Raw genomic sequence first — 16585 nt, 5'->3', positions numbered from 1 at the left:
TATGGCGGATGCGTAGACTAAGCGCATCTTTGAGCCATGCGGGTTCCTCTTTCACGTTGCTGATGCAGCCGTGATGGTTTAACTATTTGATATACATGTAAACCGGTAAACAAGAAAGCGACATGAATCTACTTAAATCTTTGGCAGCCGTCAGTTCTATGACGATGTTTTCACGTGTATTAGGTTTTGCCCGCGATGCCATTGTGGCTCGTGTATTTGGCGCCGGAATGGTCACCGACGCCTTTTTTGTGGCGTTTAAACTCCCGAATTTATTGCGCCGTATTTTTGCAGAAGGTGCATTCTCACAGGCCTTTGTGCCGATTCTGGCTGAGTACAAAACTCAGCAGGGCGAAGAGGCCACCCGCACCTTTATTGCCTATGTCTCGGGATTACTGACGCTGGTTCTGGCGATTGTCACCGTGTTGGGCATGATCGCAGCCCCTTGGGTAATTTATATTACTGCCCCGGGCTTTGTGGATTCTCCTGACAAATTTGCCCTCACCAGTTCGCTGCTGCGGATCACCTTCCCGTATATCCTGCTGATTTCCCTGGCATCCCTGGTCGGGGCGATACTGAACACCTGGAACCGATTTTCGATCCCGGCTTTTGCGCCGACCTTCCTGAACGTCAGCATGATTGGTTTTGCATTGTTTGCTGCGCCGTATTTCCACCCGCCGGTGCTGGCACTGGCCTGGGCTGTGGTGGCCGGGGGAGTGCTGCAACTGGGTTATCAGCTTCCGCATTTGAAGAAAATCGGCATGCTGGTATTGCCTCGTCTGAATCTGAAAGATGCCGGTGTGTGGCGTGTGATGCGTCAGATGGGGCCTGCTATCTTAGGTGTCTCTGTCAGCCAGATTTCACTGATTATCAATACCATCTTCGCATCGTTTCTGGTCTCCGGTTCTGTGTCATGGATGTATTACGCTGACCGTCTGATGGAGTTTCCTTCCGGTGTACTGGGCGTGGCGCTCGGCACTATTCTGCTGCCTTCACTGGCGCGAAGTTTCTCCAGCGGTAATCATGGTGAATATAATCGCCTGATGGACTGGGGCTTGCGTCTGTGTTTCCTGCTGGCGCTGCCAAGTTCTGTCGCGCTGGGTATTCTGGCTAAACCGCTTACGGTGGCATTATTCCAGTATGGCAAATTCAGCGCATTTGATGCTTCGATGACGCAACGTGCGCTGGTGGCCTATTCCGTCGGACTGATGGGACTGATCGTGGTGAAAGTGTTGGCACCGGGCTTTTATTCGCGTCAGGACATCAAAACACCGGTGAAAATTGCCATCATTACGTTACTGATGACGCAGGTCATGAACCTGGCCTTTATCGGGCCACTCAAACACGCGGGGCTTTCCCTGTCGATCGGGCTGGCCGCCTGTCTGAATGCCTCCCTGCTTTACTGGCAACTGCGTAAGCAGGATATCTTTCAGCCGCAGCCTGGCTGGAGAGTGTTCCTCATCAAGCTTATCGTGGCAGTGGTTGCGATGTCAGCCGCATTGCTCGGCATGATGTGGCTGATGCCTGCATGGGATGTGGGCGGAATGGCGTATCGTCTGGCACGTCTGGCGGCAGTGGTCGCTGTCGGGGTGGTGGCTTACTTTGCGGTGCTTGGCCTGCTGGGCTTTAGGGTGAAAGAGTTTGCCCGCAAGCTGGACTGATTAACGCAGATTTCAGAAACACAAAAGGGCGCCTGAGCGCCCTTTTTTAATATCCACAGCCGTGAGTTACATACGTTCTACGGTTTCGATACCCAGCGTATCCAGACCGGTTTTCAGCGTGCGTTGTGTCAGCAGCGCCAGTTTCAGACGGCTGTTGCGACTGGTTTCATCTTCTGCATTCAGGATCGGGCAATGTTCGTAGAAGCTGGAGAACAGGCCTGCCACATCGTACAGATAGGCACACATGGTGTGCGGTGTGCCTTCACGGGCAACAACCGTCAGCACTTCTTCGAACTGCAACAAACGGGTTGCCAGCGCCGCTTCGCGTTCTTCGCTTAGCACAACCGGCCGGGTCAGGCTGTTTACGTCAATATCGGCACGTTTAAAGACAGACGCCACACGGGTATAAGCATATTGCATGTAAGGTGCCGTGTTGCCTTCAAACGCCAGCATGTTATCCCAGTCGAAGATGTAATCAGTGGTACGGCTTTTTGACAGGTCAGCATATTTGATGGCGCCGATACCGACGGCATTCACCAGTTTTTCCAGTTCAGCGGTGTCTTTCATTTCCGGATTCTTTTCCGTGATCAGCTTACGTGCGCGATCAATGGCTTCATCCAGCAAATCGGACAGCTTCACCGTGCCGCCTGAACGGGTTTTGAACGGCTTGCCGTCTTTACCCAGCATCATGCCGAACATGTGGTGTTCGAGTGCCACGGAATCCGGCACATAACCCGCTTTACGGGCGATGGTCCACGCCTGCATCAGGTGCTGATGTTGACGGGAGTCGATGTAATACAACACGCGATCAGCACCGAGAGTTTCGTAGCGGTATTTCGCGCAGGCGATATCGGTAGTGGTGTAGAGGTAGCCGCCATCTTTTTTACGGATGATGACGCCCATCGGATCGCCTTCTTTATTTTTATATTCATCCAGATAAACGACAACAGCCCCTTCGCTGTCGACGGCCAGACCTTTGGCCTGCAGGTCAGAAACGATGCCCGGCAGCATGCTGTTGTACAGGCTTTCACCCATCACATCGTCTTCGGTCAGGGTGACGTTCAGGCGATTGTAGGTGAGCTGGTTTTGCTTCATGGTTACGTCAACCAGTTTGCGCCACATCTGCAAACAGTATTCATCGCCGCCTTGCAGCTTCACTACATAACCACGTGCGCGCTCAGCGAAGGCTGGGTCTTCATCGTAATTTTTCTTGGCCGCGCGGTAAAATTCTTCCAGATCCGCCAGATTCATATCACCGGCATTTTCGTTTTGCACTTTTTCCAGGTAGGCAATCAGCATGCCGAACTGTGTGCCCCAGTCGCCAACGTGGTTAGCGCGGATCACTTTATGGCCAAGGAATTCATTGGTGCGTACGGCAGCGTCACCGATGATGGTGGAGCGGATATGGCCAACGTGCATTTCTTTCGCTACGTTTGGCGCGGAATAGTCGATAACGATAGTTTGGGGTTCAACCGGTGCGATGCCCAGTTTTTCATCGCTCAGCGCGTGGTCTACCTGCGCGGCAACAAAAGCAGGATCCAGGAAGATATTGATAAAACCCGGTCCGGCAATTTCAACTTTGTTGGCAATCCCGCTCAGATCTAACAGTTCAACGACTTTCTCTGCCAGTTGTCGCGGTGGCATGCCGAGTTTTTTTGCCACGGACATAACACCATTAGCCTGATAGTCGCCAAACTGAGCTTTAGCGGACTGACGGACTTGCGCTTCGCTGTCGGCTGAGGCGCCTGCAGCGATCAGCGCCTGGCTGACTTTATCTGAAAGAAGTGACTGAATATTCACCGAAGTACCTTTATTTAGGAATGTGGTTGTTTGCTGTTCATCCCAATGCGGACGAACCTAAAATAATGCGTGTTTATATCATATTCGCCCTGCGACGTCAGTATCACCGCGCGTCCGGGCTGAGGAAAGCGCGATTGTGCGGCCTGTCTCTGGCAACCGGATGAAAGGCTGTGTAAATTACCGACCCTGAAGATTCGTAAACTGAAACCAGATAGGATGGCCGCCATGAACCATGTGCCGGAGTTACAGGATTTAGCTGATGATTTACCGCGCTTTGTCGGCGTACTGACGGCGTTCGCCGCAAAGTTACATATCAATCTGAGCGAGTTTCACGCGGATCATATTTCAGTGCGTTGTCATCAGAACACCACGGCGGAACGCTGGAAAGCCGGGCTGGAACAGTGTGGCAACCTGCTGAATGAAACCCTGATTAACGGACGGCCAATTTGTCTGTTCTCACTGAACGAACCTGTGCAGGTCGGGCCGCTGAGTATTGATCTGATCGAGTTGCCTTATCCCGGCGATAAACGTTATCCGCACGAAGGTTGGGAACATATTGAAATTGTCCTGCCGGGGGCTGAAGACGAATTATATACACGGGCGCTGGCGCTGATTGCCGATGAAGCGTTGATGACGCCCGGTGTTAAGCTGAAACAAAGTGCGCCAAAAGGGGAAAACGAGCGTTTGCCTAATCCGACGCTGGCAGTCACCGACGGATCTGTGACCATCAAATTTCACCCGCACAGCCTGCGGGCGATTGTCGCCAGCGAAAGGGATGAGGCTTAACGGTGCAGCGCCAGTAAGGCGGCATCCATGCGATCCAGCGCTTTTTCCAGTAATGCGCGCTGGCAGCCCAGATTGATACGTACGTAAGCCGGTGCGCCAAAATCGGCTCCGCCTGAGAAACCAACACCGGCTTCGACAAAGAAACGGTAAGGATCCTGCACCGGCAGTGCGCTGGCATCAATCCAGCCAAGGTAGGTGCCTTCCGGTGCCAGCATGCGTAAGCCCGGCATCGCGTTGATTCTGGTCGTCGCCAGTTCGCGGTTACCCCGCAGATAACTGAGCTGCGCGTTAAGCCATTCTTCGCCATCGCGATAAGCTGCGGTTGCCGCAACATACGCCAGAATGTTGACGTGCGGCATAATGCCTTTACTGGCTTCAAGGAATTTCCGGCGCAGTTCCGGGTCAGGGATAATCGCCATCGACGCGCCCAGACCGGCCAGGTTGAAAGTTTTGGACGGCGACATGAGTGTGATCGAACGCTGCTCAGCATCGGCATTGAGGGAAGCAAACGGGATATGTTTCAGGCCCGGCTCGAGGATCAGATCACAATGAATTTCATCCGAACATACCACCAGATCGTGACGTTGGGCGAAGGCCAGTTGTTCGAGTAATTCCTCGCGACGATACACTGTGCCACCGGGGTTATAGGGGTTGCAGAGCATCAGCAGCTTTTCGCTGCCATCGAGTACGTTTTCGGCACTGGAAAAATCGGCCACCCAGCGCTGTTGCTGTTCAGTTACATTAATGTATTTAAACTGACGGCCTTCAGACTGAGCCGCCTGCATAAATGGCGGATAAATGGGCATTGGCATCAGACTGGAATTTTGCTGTGCCACGGTGGCGCGAACGGCGACGTTTAATCCGCACACCAGACCCGGTAGCCAGACAATCCATTCGGGCTTAATTGTCCATTCGTAGCGATCCACCAGACGTTTTACCACTAAATCAACCAGTTCCGGCGGTGTAAAACCATATCCGAAGACGCCTTCTGCAACGCGTTGCTGCAACTCTTTGATAACCTGTGGTGGAGAAGTAAAGTCGGTATCGGCCACCCAGAGCGGGATCACATCCTGATTATTGTATTTATTCCACTTAACGCTATCACTGTGACTGCGGTCTACCCATAAATCAAAATTGAGTGTCATAGTTAGCTTTCCTAAGCAAGCAGGTTGGGCGGGGATGCTCATCTCAAAGCCTACGCGACATGGCCGGTTACAGACAAGTGTTGTAGCATAATGCCGTAAACAGGAGAGATCACATGACTAAATTAGAAGTGTGTTGTTACAGCGTTGATTGTGCGTTGACAGCAGAACAGGCCGGGGCCGATCGTGTTGAATTGTGCGCCAGTCAGGCTGACGGCGGCATTACGCCGAGTTACGGCACTCTCCTTCTGGCGAGGGAAAAAGTGACCATCCCTGTACACCCGATTGTCCGTCCAAGGGGGGGTGACTTTTGCTACAGCCGAAGTGAATTTGAGGTGTTGAAAAGTGATATTGCCTGTATTCGCGATCTTGGTTATCCGGGGCTGGTTGTCGGCATGCTGGACGCGGAAGGGCACATAGATATGGCGAGAATGTGGGAAGTGATGGCGCTGTGCGGTGATATGGCCGTGACATTCCATCGTGCATTCGACATGTGTCTGAATCCGAAGATTGCACTGGAGCAATTGACTCAGTTAGGGGTGGCGCGCATTCTGACTTCCGGACAACAACAAAATGCCGAAGTCGGTTTACCGATGCTACGGGAACTGAATCAGCTAACGCGTGGTCCAATCATTATGGCTGGCGCGGGTGTGCGCCTGACGAATTTGCAGAAGTTCGTTGATATCGGGCTGAGCGAGTTACACAGCTCAGCGGGACGTCAGGTTAAATCCGCCATGCGCTACCGTAAAGCCGGTGTCACGATGAGCTCTGACACGGACTTTGATGAATTCAGTCGTTATTGCGTGGACGGCGATATTGTTGCCGCAATGAAAAGTACATTGCAGTTTGACGATGAAATATCCCGCACGGCGTGATAAATAAAAATTTAACCGGGTCACACGACCCTTATTGCGTCGCCCTGCGCAAGTACCAGGCCCCGTCATATTGGCGGGGCTTTTTTTATGCTCTTAAAAGCACTTGCAGAGGCGCTTTTTCTGACGGGCAAAACACTTCAGCCCCAGGTCAGCAGCGCCACACCGAACATTCCTGCTTTCACCACCAGGCACATCACAAAAAGACCTAAAACAATAACGGCGCGGTCCATGAGGAATCGAATTCTTCTGCGCATTGATTTCTCCACGAAATACTCGCGTACTGATAAATTGATCTGGACGAACTTATACACGAGATGCCAGGGATCAATCCAATGATAAAGCGTTAAAATGCGAAGCTTTACAAAGGGCTGTGGCAGACAGGGGGAGACTACTTCTCGTAAAAGTTTTTTATTTTTATCGCGACGTCAATATTTGCCCAGTGTAATTCGTTTTCCTGGTGCAGGCTGCTGCTGCCATCTTCCCAGGAAACGTAATACGACACGATGTTGTGCTCTGATTCAAAGGTATTCATCACGGTGCCTTTGATATCACCTGATACGTGTTTAACGATGCTGCCTTTTGGGAACTTCATACTTCCTCCCGTAACGCGAAAGACGATCTTTGTCATCACAACCGATAGCCTTCTGAAAGGTTAGACCTTTTTACTGCAGGATGTACAGCGTAACGCGACTGAAAGTGTGGGTTAAGTGCGGGCAATAACCTCCGGCAGACAGGGGACTGACTGACGGAGGTGAGAGGAAATTACGGCTTGCGGGCGATGAGCAAGGCGCGGCGCGGTGCCGGATAGCCTTCAATGGTTTTGGTCGGATCCTGCGGATCGAGGAATTCAGCCAGAGATTCGCTGGTCATCCAGTCGGTACGGCGTTGTTCTTCACATGTCGTGACGCTGACATCTGCAATACGCACATCGACAAAGCCGCATTTAATCAGCCAGTTTTTCAGGGCTGGTGCGGAAGGGATAAAATAGATATTCCCCATCTGTGCGTAACGGTCACCCGGTACCAGAACCTGTTCACTATCCCCTTCGACAACCAGTGTTTCCAGCACCAGTTCCCCTTCACTGACCAGCTGATTTTTCAGTTGCAGAAGATGATCTAAGGGTGAACGACGATGATACAGCACGCCCATAGAGAAAACGGTGTCAAACGCATTCAGCTCGGGTAATTGTTCGATGCCCAGCGGCAGTAAATGCGCGCGCTGATCGCCGCCCAGTAATTTACGCACCGCCTCGAACTGACACAGGAAAAGCTGCATCGGGTCGATACCCACGGCAAGATGGGCGCCTGCGCCAATCATGCGCCACATATGATAACCGCTGCCGCAGCCGACATCTAAAATCGTCCGCCCGACAAGGGATGAAATATGCGGCAGAACCCGATCCCATTTCCAGTCTGAACGCCATTCGGTATTGATTTCAACGTCGTACAGTGAAAACGGACCTTTACGCCATGGCATCATGTTGCGCAGCAGGTTTTCAATGCCTTCGCGCTGGCCTGCAGGCAACGGCATTTCCATACCTGCGCTGACGCCGTGCAGTAAATCCAGACGCTCGGGTTGCAGCAACGGCAGGCGGTCTACGGAGTTAAACCACAGTTTAAATTTGCCGTGCAGGGATTCTTTCTGCCACGCGGTTAGCTGTGAGGGCAGGGTATTGAGCCACGGACTCAGCGGCCCTTTAGCGATGACGCGATAAAAATCACCAAAATCAATCATTCTGCATCTCCGGCTTTCAGTGCAATCAGTGAGCCGAAATTAAAACACTGGAACCAGACTTCCGTGTGCTGGAAACCGGCCTGATGCAAACGGGCTTTATGGGTTTCAACGGAATCCGTCAGCATAACGTTTTCGAGCATGCTGCGTTTCTGGCTGATTTCCAGCTCGCTGTAGCCGTTTGCACGCTTGAAGTCGTGATGCATATTGAACAACAGTTCGCCGACGTCTTTGTCTTCAAAGCTGAATTTTTCTGACAGCACCAGCGCCGCACCCGGTCGCATTCCCTGATACACCTGATTGAGCAGACGCTGACGGTCTGCCGGTTCGAGGAATTGCAGGGTAAAGTTGAGCACCACCATGGAGGCGTTTTCCAGCCCGATATCCAGAATATCGGATTCAATCACGCTCACCGGCGTATCTGCACGGAAAGCGTCAATGTGGCGGCGGCAGCGTTCCACCATGGCGGGGGAGTTATCGACAGCAATAATTTGGCAGCCCGGCACCTTAATGTTACGACGCATCGACAGCGTGGCAGCACCCAGTGAACAACCCAGATCATAGACATTGGAGTCGGGCTGAACAAAGCGCTCCGCGAGCATGCCAATCATCGAAATAATGTTGGAATAGCCCGGGACAGAGCGTTGGATCATGTCGGGGAAAACTTCCGCGACGCGTTCATCGAACGTCCAGTCGCCAAGCTTATCTATTGGTGCAGAAAACAATCTATCGTGGTTTGCCATAGCGGTGAGTCAGGCCAAAAAGAATGTGGGTAAAAAGTTGAGGGCAGATTTTAGCAGATACTGGCGCAGGCAGATACCTGCGCGCCTGGGAGTTGTTTCAAAAGGACATCAAATTTATCGGGTAATGGCACAGTAATCAGTCAAAGTTCAAAAACTGTGACCATGGCAGATAAATAATATTGACCACGACCATCAGGACCAGCGAAATATAAGTGGCAGCCATGCCATTACGGCGCCAGGCAAATTCGCGGTTTTTGAGCCCGTAATAATGAAATAACCGGCCGAGGATCAGTAACAGGCCGCAGGCATGTACTGTCCAGATTGCCGCGCCGTTCATTTCCATATACAGCAACAGTAAACAGCCGATCGGCAGATATTCTACGGCGTTGCCGTGTACGCGGATGGCCGTTTGTAATTCATAGGATCCGCCGTCACCGGTGGCGATACGGTATTGCATCCGCAAACGGACAACATCGAAAGAGAGTTTGATTAAAAGTATGGCGGCAAGCACGACATATAACGCGCTAATCATGATGACTTCCTTGGTTATTCCCTGTTTTCCGGCGGAACGGCACTGATTTTCCGCTGCGTCACTATGATAACGGGATGACGTAAAACTGTCGTCAGAAAAACATGAATATTCTCAGAACAACGTGTCCTGTTCCGGCCAGTCCGGTGCGGGCTGAACCGAAGGAATATGCTGGCGCAGATCCTGCCACAGGCTGCGTGCCTGCTGGGGGGCGTCGGAACAATCAGGCGTATGAATGAACAGGTACGGCGACAATCCTTGTGATTGCCAGTCGCTGAGTTTGGTGATCCACTGACCGAACAGCGGGCGGTTCGCTTCGAGACTGTCGCCACCGATAAAGCGGACAATTGGCCGGGTGGATGTCGCCAGTGCATGCAGTGGCAAAACGGGTTTTTTACGTTTGGCTTCAAGCACCGCGTGTGTTTCGGATGTAGAGCTATGTACCGGGCGGCTGTCGAGGATCGCACGGTTAATGCCGCGCTGATGTAATCCCTGATTCAGTGCACGTTCCGCCTCGCTTTTTTTGAAGAAATCCGGATGGCGAACTTCGACGCCATAATCGAAACCGGCGGGCAGGGCATCCAGGAACTGCCATAAGCGGTCAAGATGGACAGGCGCGAACGCTGCCGGAAGTTGCAGCCAGAGTTGCCCGGTGCGTCCGCCAAGCGGTTCAAGCGTGCGGTAAAACATACTGACGTCTTCCTGACAATTCGTCAGTGCCGCTTTATGGCTGATGTCGGAAGGAAATTTGAAACAAAAGCGGAAAGATTCAGGTGTCATATCACGCCAGCGCATCACCACTTCCTGTTTGGGCAGGGCGTAAAATGTCGTATTGCCTTCGACACAATTGAAGTACCGCGCGTAATCGGCCAGATCACGCAAACCTATCTTCGCCCAGGCGCTGTGGTGCCATTGCGGTAAACCAATATACATATCGGTGCTCCTTTTTTCCGGGCCGGATCCCAGGTAAAACGCCGCCTCAGCGGGCGGCGTTCAGGCATGGAAATCAGGGTAACGTTACGCTGGCAACGCGGCAAGCACTTCGGCGGTGGAACGGACACGGCTGATACGCGGGAAAATAAACTGCATACTCGACTGATGATGATCATTATTGTGCGCGCTGCACGCATCTTCTGCGATCACCAGTTCATAGCCATGTTCCCAGGCATTACGGGCCGTTGATTCCACGCCGATATTGGTGGAAATACCGGCCAGTACGATGCTTTTAATGCCACGGCGACGCAGTTGTAAATCCAGGTCGGTGCCGTAAAACGCGCCCCATTGACGTTTGATCACCAGCAAATCGCTGTCGGTAACGTTCAGCTGTTCCGGGAATTCCCACCAGCTTGCCGGTAAACCGCCTTCCGGTGCGACAGAAGGCACATCCACCGGTTGCTTCAGCGCTTCGTCAAAGGAGTCAGACCAGCCTACGCGTACCATCACCACTGGCGCACCGAGTTGACGGAAACGGTTGGCCAGTTCAGTCGCGTTGTCCAGCACCTGCTGTGCGGTGTGCGGGCCGCCCGCGAACGGTAAAATCCCTTTCTGTAAGTCGATCAGTACCAGCGCGGTCGTTTTTGGATCAAGTTTCATGCTTAGCTCCTGGTTTTCAAAATAGGTAATAAGAGAAAGGAGTGATTTACTGCGTGTACAAAGGGGATGGCGCGAGTTTATGCTAACGCGGGGGGCAAAAAGATATAATTTTGTTAAATTATGTGTAGCTAGCAACAGGCATAAATTTCCGCGCCAGCGTTGACATGTTCGTACTTATCCTTCGCCGGAAATTCCTTTATAATAGCCGCCTTTTTTCGACCTGAATAAAACCCATTCCGCGCGCTGCTGAGTTTTGCGGCGGGCGACCAGAGTCAATAACCGTTTCTGTGCCTGTGAGCCATGAGGCCGGGTAGTGGGATCAAAAGGATACCGTTATGCGTACTGTATATTGTGGAAAACTGAATGCGTCCAATGTGGGCCAGGAAGTAACATTGTGTGGCTGGGTTAACCGCCGCCGCGATTTGGGTGGTTTAATTTTCATCGATATGCGTGACCGCGAAGGCATCGTCCAGGTTTTCTTCGACCCCGATCAGGCTGAAGCCTACAAGCTGGCGTCTGAACTGCGTAACGAGTTCTGCATCCAGCTAACCGGTATTGTGCGTGCACGCCCGGAAAGCCAGTTCAACAAAGACATGGCGACCGGTGAAGTGGAAGTCTTCGCCAGCAATCTGAACATCATTAACCGTTCAGAATCGCTGCCGCTGGACTCCAACCACGTCAACACTGAAGAAGCGCGTCTGAAATACCGCTATCTTGATTTGCGTCGTCCTGAAATGGCTAACCGTCTGAAAGCACGCGCAAAAATCACCAGTTTTGTGCGCCGTTTCATGGACAGCCATGACTTCCTGGATATCGAAACTCCGATGCTGACCAAAGCCACGCCGGAAGGTGCGCGTGACTATCTGGTGCCAAGCCGTGTGCACAAAGGCAAGTTCTATGCCTTGCCGCAGTCTCCTCAGCTGTTCAAACAGCTGCTGATGATGTCCGGTTTTGACCGTTATTATCAGATCGTAAAATGCTTCCGTGATGAAGATTTACGTGCTGACCGTCAGCCTGAATTCACCCAGATCGATGTGGAAACCTCCTTCATGAGCGCTGAACAAGTGCGTGAAGTGATGGAGAAACTGGCCCGCGAACTGTGGCAGGAAGTGAAAGGCGTGGATCTGGGCGATTTCCCGGTCATGACTTTTGCAGAAGCGATGCGTCGTTACGGTTCTGATAAGCCGGACCTGCGCAACCCGATGGAAATGGTTGACGTTGCGGACCTGATGAAAAACATCGAGTTCAAAGTGTTTGCCGATCCGGCCAACGATCCGAAAGGCCGCGTGGCAGCATTACGTGTCCCTGGCGGTGCCTCCCTGAGCCGTAAACAAATCGACGAATACGCAAAATTCATCGAAATCTACGGTGCCAAAGGCCTGGCTTACATCAAAGTGAATGAGGTCGCGAAAGGCCTGGAAGGCATTCAGAGCCCGGTGGCTAAATTCCTGAATGAAGAATTGCTGTCTGCCCTGATTGAACGTACCGGTGCACAAGATGGCGACATGATCTTCTTCGGCGCAGCCAGCGCTAAGATTGTGACTGACGCCATGGGTGCACTGCGCCTTAAAGTCGGTCGTGACCTGAAAATCACCAAAGAAGACATGTGGGCTCCGCTGTGGGTGATTGACTTCCCGATGTTTGAAGACACCGATGAAGGCGGTCTGAGCGCTATGCACCACCCGTTCACTGCGCCGAAAGACATGACGGCTGAAGAGCTGGCTGCGAACCCGGTTTCTGCTATTGCTAACGCCTACGACATGGTCATCAACGGTTACGAAGTGGGCGGCGGTTCTGTGCGTATTCACCGCAGCGAAATGCAGCAGACGGTGTTCAGTATTCTGGGCATTAACGAGCACGAACAGCGCGAGAAATTCGGCTTCCTGCTCGATGCACTGAAATACGGTACGCCTCCGCACGCAGGCCTGGCATTTGGTCTGGATCGTCTGGTGATGTTGCTGACCGGAACGGATAACATCCGTGACGTAATCGCTTTCCCGAAAACGACCGCAGCGGCGTGTCTGATGACCGAAGCACCAAGTTTTGCCAACCCGGCGTCACTGCTGGAACTGGGCATTGCGGTTGTGGCTAAAAAAGAAGTGACACCCGACACAAATACAGAGAATAACTAATGAGCTATAAGCGTCCTGAGTCGATACTGTGCGTCATCTACGCCAGAAACACCGGCAGGGTGCTGATGCTTCAACGTAAGGATGACCCGGATTTCTGGCAGTCGGTGACCGGCAGTCTGGAAGACGGGGAATCCCCGAATCAAACCGTGCAGCGGGAAGTCATGGAAGAAGTCGGTATCGACATTGCAGGTGAAAACCTGCCGCTTCAGGACTGTAACCGCTGCGAGGATTTTGAAATATTTGCGCATTTGCGCCATCGCTATGCTCCCGGCGTGACCCGTAACAAAGAACATTGGTTCTGTCTGGCGTTACCCGACGAGCGTGATGTGGTTCTGACTGAACATCATGCGTACCGGTGGCTCGATAAACCGGCAGCGGCAGCGCTGACGGTCTCACCGAGCAACCAGCAGGCGATTGAAGAATTTGTAAACTATTCGGTCTGTTAAGACTTTAGACTTTTTGGAGATATTTATGGCAGGTCACAGTAAGTGGGCCAACACCAAGCACCGCAAAGCGGCGCAAGATTCTAAACGCGGCAAAATTTTCACCAAAATCATTCGTGAGCTGGTCACGGCTGCGCGTCTGGGCGGCGGTGATGCGGGTTCAAACCCACGTCTGCGTGCGGCTATCGATAAAGCGCTGTCCAACAACATGACCCGCGATACCCTGAACCGTGCTATCGCACGCGGTGTGGGCGGTGACGAAGACACCAACATGGAAACCATCATTTATGAAGGTTACGGCCCTGGTGGTTCAGCCATCATGGTGGAATGTCTGAGTGACAACCGTAACCGTACCGTGGCAGAAGTGCGTCATGCGTTCACCAAAACCGGGGGCAATCTGGGTACCGACGGTTCCGTGGCGTATCTGTTCTCCAAAAAAGGCGTGATTACTTTCGCACCGGGTCTGGATGAAGACGTGCTGATGGAAGCCGCGCTGGAAGCAGGCGCAGAAGACATCATTTCTTATGATGACGGCGCTATCGATGTATTCACTGCCTGGGAGAATCTGGGCGAAGTGAAAGACGCGCTGGAAGCTGCCGGTTACAAAGCTGATTCCGCCGAAGTCACGATGATCCCATCGACCAAGGCGGACATGGATGCAGAAACTGCACCAAAACTGTTGCGCCTGATTGATATGCTGGAAGATTGTGACGATGTGCAGGAGGTTTACCACAACGGTGAAATCTCCGACGAGATCGCAGAAACGCTGTAATCTCTCTGCCAGCCGGTGGCTACCACCGGCTGGCTATCCTGTTGCCCCTCAGCAGTTTATACTCTCCCCAACTTTGTAAAAAACGACAACACAAGGCGTTAACTGGCTATGGCTATTATTCTGGGGATTGACCCCGGTTCGCGTATTACCGGCTATGGCATTATCCGCCAGACAGGACGTCAGCTCAGTTATCTCGGCAGCGGCTGTATCCGTACTGTCGTGGACGATATGCCGGGGCGTCTGAAACTGATTTACGCCGGTGTGTCGGAAATTATTACGCAATTTCAGCCTGATTTTTTTGCCATCGAATCGGTGTTTATGGCGAAGAATGCCGATTCTGCGTTAAAACTTGGCCAGGCGCGCGGTGCCGCCATTGTGGCCGCCGTTAATCAGGACCTGCCGGTCTTTGAGTATGCCGCGAGGCAGGTCAAACAGACCGTCGTCGGTACCGGTGCCGCAGAAAAAACGCAGGTTCAGCATATGGTGCGTTCAATCCTGAAATTACCGGCGAATCCGCAGGCAGATGCCGCCGATGCGCTGGCAATTGCGATAACACATTGTCATATGAGCCAGAATGCTATCCGGCTCAGCAGTGACAAATTACAAATGGCGCGCGGGCGTATGCGATAGCGGCGGTGCGTTCGTTGGGCTGGATATTCATCCAGCCTTTTTTATGATATAAACATCGCTGCTTTTGACCTGATAAGGAAAATGAACGTGATAGGCAGACTACGAGGCATTATTCTGGAAAAACAGCCCCCTTTGGTGCTGCTTGAAACCCAAGGCGTTGGCTATGAAGTGCATATGCCGATGACCTGTTTTTATGAATTGCCGGAACTGGGCCAGGAAGCTATCATATTCACGCAATTTATCGTCCGTGAAGATGCCCAGCTGCTCTATGGATTTAACGATAAACAAGAGCGCGCGCTGTTCCGTGAACTGATCAAAGTGAACGGAGTCGGACCCAAACTGGCGCTGGCGATCTTGTCAGGTATGTCGGCTCAGCAATTTGTCAGTGCGGTAGAAAAGGAAGAAATCACCGCATTAATTAAGTTACCGGGCGTCGGTAAGAAAACGGCAGAACGCCTGGTTGTCGAAATGAAAGACCGGTTTAAAGGATTAAACGGTGATCTATTTAACAGTCATACTGATATCACGTTACCTGCATCGTCGTCGAAAGCTCAGGAATCTGACGCCGAAGGCGAAGCCGTTGCAGCACTGATTTCCCTCGGATACAAACCCCCAGAAGCCAGCCGTATGATCAGCAAAGTTGCCAAACCGGGCGCCGAATCTGAAACGCTAATTAGAGAAGCGCTGCGCGCGGCGCTGTGAGGTAAACGATGATTGAAGCTGACCGCCTGATATCTTCTGAAGTCTTCAGTGAAGAAGAAGTCATCGACCGTGCAATCCGCCCGAAGCTGCTCAACGAATACGTCGGTCAGCCTCACGTGCGTTCGCAAATGGAAATCTTTATTCAGGCGGCCAAGCAACGCAAAGACGCGCTCGATCACCTGTTGATTTTCGGACCGCCGGGACTGGGTAAAACCACGCTGGCTAATATCGTGGCGAATGAAATGGGCGTGAATTTACGGACCACTTCAGGGCCGGTGCTGGAAAAAGCCGGTGACCTGGCCGCGATGCTGACCAACCTCGAGCCACACGATGTGCTTTTCATTGATGAAATCCACCGTCTCTCACCGGTCGTCGAAGAAATTCTGTATCCGGCGATGGAAGACTATCAACTGGATATCATGATTGGTGAAGGGCCTGCGGCACGTTCCATCAAACTTGATTTACCGCCGTTTACCCTGATTGGTGCGACGACCCGCGCCGGTTCACTGACGTCACCGTTACGTGACCGTTTCGGGATTGTGCAGCGTCTCGAGTTTTATCAGGTGGCGGATTTACAGCACATTGTCGGGCGCAGTGCGTCATGCCTTGGGCTGGAGTTGTCGGAAGAGGGCGCGCATCAGATTGCCCGCCGTTCACGCGGAACGCCGCGTATCGCCAACCGTCTGTTGCGCCGTGTGCGTGACTTTGCCGAAGTTAAAGGCGACGGCACCATCAACGGTGATGTGGCCAACGGCGCGCTGGATATGCTGGATGTCGACGCGGAAGGTTTCGATTACATGGACCGCAAACTGCTGCTGGCGATTATCGACAAGTTCACCGGCGGACCGGTCGGGCTGGATAACTTAGCGGCGGCGATCGGTGAAGAACGCGAGACGATTGAAGACGTGATCGAACCTTTCCTGATCCAGCAGGGGTTTATTCAGCGCACACCGCGCGGACGCATGGCGACCAATCATGCCTATAAGCATTTTGGTATCGTCAGAGAGACTGAGTAACAACGCTTTGTATGCATAAAAAACGGACGCTCA

Annotated in this window: 17 protein-coding genes; 9 read left to right on the top strand and 8 right to left on the bottom strand. The window is 52.5% G+C overall.

All coding sequences use genetic code 11. The annotated features are described in order from the left end of the window. Window positions 1–122 precede the first annotated feature (122 nt). The gene (gene murJ, locus J1781_RS09495) at window positions 123–1658 is read left to right on the top strand and encodes a murein biosynthesis integral membrane protein MurJ (protein WP_129952639.1); all 1536 of its coding nucleotides are present in this window, start codon (window positions 123–125) and stop codon (window positions 1656–1658) included. A gap of 66 nt (window positions 1659–1724) precedes the next feature. Here the strand turns inward: murJ and argS are convergent, their stop codons facing one another. Then, entirely contained in the window at window positions 1725–3458 is a 1734-nt protein-coding gene (gene argS / locus J1781_RS09490) for an arginine--tRNA ligase (RefSeq protein ID WP_129952640.1), read from the bottom strand. A gap of 216 nt (window positions 3459–3674) precedes the next feature. Here argS and J1781_RS09485 point away from each other — a divergent pair, with 216 nt between their 5' ends. Next, the gene (locus J1781_RS09485; protein WP_217233476.1) at window positions 3675–4244 is read left to right on the top strand and encodes a VOC family protein; all 570 of its coding nucleotides are present in this window, start codon (window positions 3675–3677) and stop codon (window positions 4242–4244) included. Here J1781_RS09485 and J1781_RS09480 read toward each other — a convergent pair. Beyond that, the gene (locus tag J1781_RS09480; protein WP_217233475.1) at window positions 4241–5389 is read right to left on the bottom strand and encodes a MalY/PatB family protein; all 1149 of its coding nucleotides are present in this window, start codon (window positions 5387–5389) and stop codon (window positions 4241–4243) included. The genes J1781_RS09485 and J1781_RS09480 overlap by 4 nt on opposite strands. Before the next feature lie 113 nt (window positions 5390–5502). On the opposite strand from J1781_RS09480, the gene cutC reads away from it, so the two are divergent. Further along, window positions 5503–6261: a copper homeostasis protein CutC gene (gene cutC / locus J1781_RS09475; protein WP_129952642.1), complete on the top strand. Its 759-nt coding sequence runs from the start codon at window positions 5503–5505 to the stop codon at window positions 6259–6261. A gap of 388 nt (window positions 6262–6649) precedes the next feature. Here the strand turns inward: cutC and J1781_RS09470 are convergent, their stop codons facing one another. From J1781_RS09470 to J1781_RS09445, 6 genes are all read right to left on the bottom strand, one after another. After that, complete coding sequence (locus J1781_RS09470) at window positions 6650–6853, bottom strand: hypothetical protein (protein WP_129952643.1); 204 nt, start codon at window positions 6851–6853, stop codon at window positions 6650–6652. A 170-nt stretch (window positions 6854–7023) separates the two neighbouring features. Further along, the gene (gene cmoB / locus J1781_RS09465; protein WP_217137719.1) at window positions 7024–7995 is read right to left on the bottom strand and encodes a tRNA 5-methoxyuridine(34)/uridine 5-oxyacetic acid(34) synthase CmoB; all 972 of its coding nucleotides are present in this window, start codon (window positions 7993–7995) and stop codon (window positions 7024–7026) included. Then, window positions 7992–8735 (bottom strand): carboxy-S-adenosyl-L-methionine synthase CmoA, encoded by a 744-nt coding sequence (cmoA, locus tag J1781_RS09460; protein ID WP_129952645.1) that lies wholly within the window; start codon window positions 8733–8735, stop codon window positions 7992–7994. The genes cmoB and cmoA overlap by 4 nt, the downstream gene beginning before the upstream one ends. Before the next feature lie 136 nt (window positions 8736–8871). Continuing rightward, window positions 8872–9267: an MAPEG family protein gene (locus tag J1781_RS09455; RefSeq protein ID WP_095922388.1), complete on the bottom strand. Its 396-nt coding sequence runs from the start codon at window positions 9265–9267 to the stop codon at window positions 8872–8874. Between the two features lie 111 nt (window positions 9268–9378). After that, the gene (locus J1781_RS09450) at window positions 9379–10197 is read right to left on the bottom strand and encodes a DUF72 domain-containing protein (RefSeq protein WP_217137722.1); all 819 of its coding nucleotides are present in this window, start codon (window positions 10195–10197) and stop codon (window positions 9379–9381) included. Window positions 10198–10281: 84 nt separating this feature from the next. Beyond that, window positions 10282–10857 carry a hydrolase gene (locus J1781_RS09445; RefSeq protein ID WP_217137723.1) on the bottom strand — a complete coding sequence of 192 codons (576 nt, stop codon included), beginning with the start codon at window positions 10855–10857 and terminating at the stop codon, window positions 10282–10284. A gap of 335 nt (window positions 10858–11192) precedes the next feature. On the opposite strand from J1781_RS09445, the gene aspS reads away from it, so the two are divergent. From aspS to ruvB, 6 genes are all read left to right on the top strand, one after another. Then, window positions 11193–12989 carry an aspartate--tRNA ligase gene (aspS, locus tag J1781_RS09440; protein ID WP_129991889.1) on the top strand — a complete coding sequence of 599 codons (1797 nt, stop codon included), beginning with the start codon at window positions 11193–11195 and terminating at the stop codon, window positions 12987–12989. Then, window positions 12989–13435 carry a dihydroneopterin triphosphate diphosphatase gene (nudB, locus tag J1781_RS09435; RefSeq protein ID WP_129952649.1) on the top strand — a complete coding sequence of 149 codons (447 nt, stop codon included), beginning with the start codon at window positions 12989–12991 and terminating at the stop codon, window positions 13433–13435. The genes aspS and nudB overlap by 1 nt, the downstream gene beginning before the upstream one ends. Before the next feature lie 25 nt (window positions 13436–13460). Further along, complete coding sequence (locus J1781_RS09430) at window positions 13461–14204, top strand: YebC/PmpR family DNA-binding transcriptional regulator (RefSeq protein WP_013575035.1); 744 nt, start codon at window positions 13461–13463, stop codon at window positions 14202–14204. Window positions 14205–14312: 108 nt separating this feature from the next. Then, the gene (gene ruvC / locus J1781_RS09425) at window positions 14313–14834 is read left to right on the top strand and encodes a crossover junction endodeoxyribonuclease RuvC (RefSeq protein WP_120133488.1); all 522 of its coding nucleotides are present in this window, start codon (window positions 14313–14315) and stop codon (window positions 14832–14834) included. 87 nt (window positions 14835–14921) lie between these two features. After that, window positions 14922–15536, top strand: coding sequence for a Holliday junction branch migration protein RuvA (gene ruvA, locus J1781_RS09420; RefSeq protein WP_129952650.1), 615 nt, complete (start codon window positions 14922–14924; stop codon window positions 15534–15536). Between the two features lie 8 nt (window positions 15537–15544). Then, complete coding sequence (ruvB, locus tag J1781_RS09415) at window positions 15545–16552, top strand: Holliday junction branch migration DNA helicase RuvB (RefSeq protein WP_217220446.1); 1008 nt, start codon at window positions 15545–15547, stop codon at window positions 16550–16552. The last annotated feature ends 33 nt before the right edge of the window (window positions 16553–16585 follow it).

It is taken from the genome of Rahnella perminowiae (assembly GCF_019049695.1).
Classification (GTDB): Bacteria; Pseudomonadota; Gammaproteobacteria; order Enterobacterales; family Enterobacteriaceae; genus Rahnella; species Rahnella perminowiae.
This window is presented reverse-complemented; position numbering and strand designations above follow the sequence as displayed.

Bases quoted from the DNA above. Each gene is read 5' to 3' on its own strand.
- murJ (WP_129952639.1), top strand. From the start codon at position 123: ATGAATCTACTTAAATCTTTGGCAGCCGTCAGTTCTATGACGATGTTT.
- J1781_RS09485 (WP_217233476.1), top strand. From the start codon at position 3,675: ATGGCCGCCATGAACCATGTGCCGGAGTTACAGGATTTAGCTGATGAT.
- J1781_RS09480 (WP_217233475.1), bottom strand. From the start codon at position 5,389: ATGACACTCAATTTTGATTTATGGGTAGACCGCAGTCACAGTGATAGC.
- cutC (WP_129952642.1), top strand. From the start codon at position 5,503: ATGACTAAATTAGAAGTGTGTTGTTACAGCGTTGATTGTGCGTTGACA.
- J1781_RS09470 (WP_129952643.1), bottom strand. From the start codon at position 6,853: ATGAAGTTCCCAAAAGGCAGCATCGTTAAACACGTATCAGGTGATATC.
- cmoB (WP_217137719.1), bottom strand. From the start codon at position 7,995: ATGATTGATTTTGGTGATTTTTATCGCGTCATCGCTAAAGGGCCGCTG.
- cmoA (WP_129952645.1), bottom strand. From the start codon at position 8,735: ATGGCAAACCACGATAGATTGTTTTCTGCACCAATAGATAAGCTTGGC.
- J1781_RS09455 (WP_095922388.1), bottom strand. From the start codon at position 9,267: ATGATTAGCGCGTTATATGTCGTGCTTGCCGCCATACTTTTAATCAAA.
- J1781_RS09450 (WP_217137722.1), bottom strand. From the start codon at position 10,197: ATGTATATTGGTTTACCGCAATGGCACCACAGCGCCTGGGCGAAGATA.
- J1781_RS09445 (WP_217137723.1), bottom strand. From the start codon at position 10,857: ATGAAACTTGATCCAAAAACGACCGCGCTGGTACTGATCGACTTACAG.
- aspS (WP_129991889.1), top strand. From the start codon at position 11,193: ATGCGTACTGTATATTGTGGAAAACTGAATGCGTCCAATGTGGGCCAG.
- nudB (WP_129952649.1), top strand. From the start codon at position 12,989: ATGAGCTATAAGCGTCCTGAGTCGATACTGTGCGTCATCTACGCCAGA.
- J1781_RS09430 (WP_013575035.1), top strand. From the start codon at position 13,461: ATGGCAGGTCACAGTAAGTGGGCCAACACCAAGCACCGCAAAGCGGCG.
- ruvC (WP_120133488.1), top strand. From the start codon at position 14,313: ATGGCTATTATTCTGGGGATTGACCCCGGTTCGCGTATTACCGGCTAT.
- ruvB (WP_217220446.1), top strand. From the start codon at position 15,545: ATGATTGAAGCTGACCGCCTGATATCTTCTGAAGTCTTCAGTGAAGAA.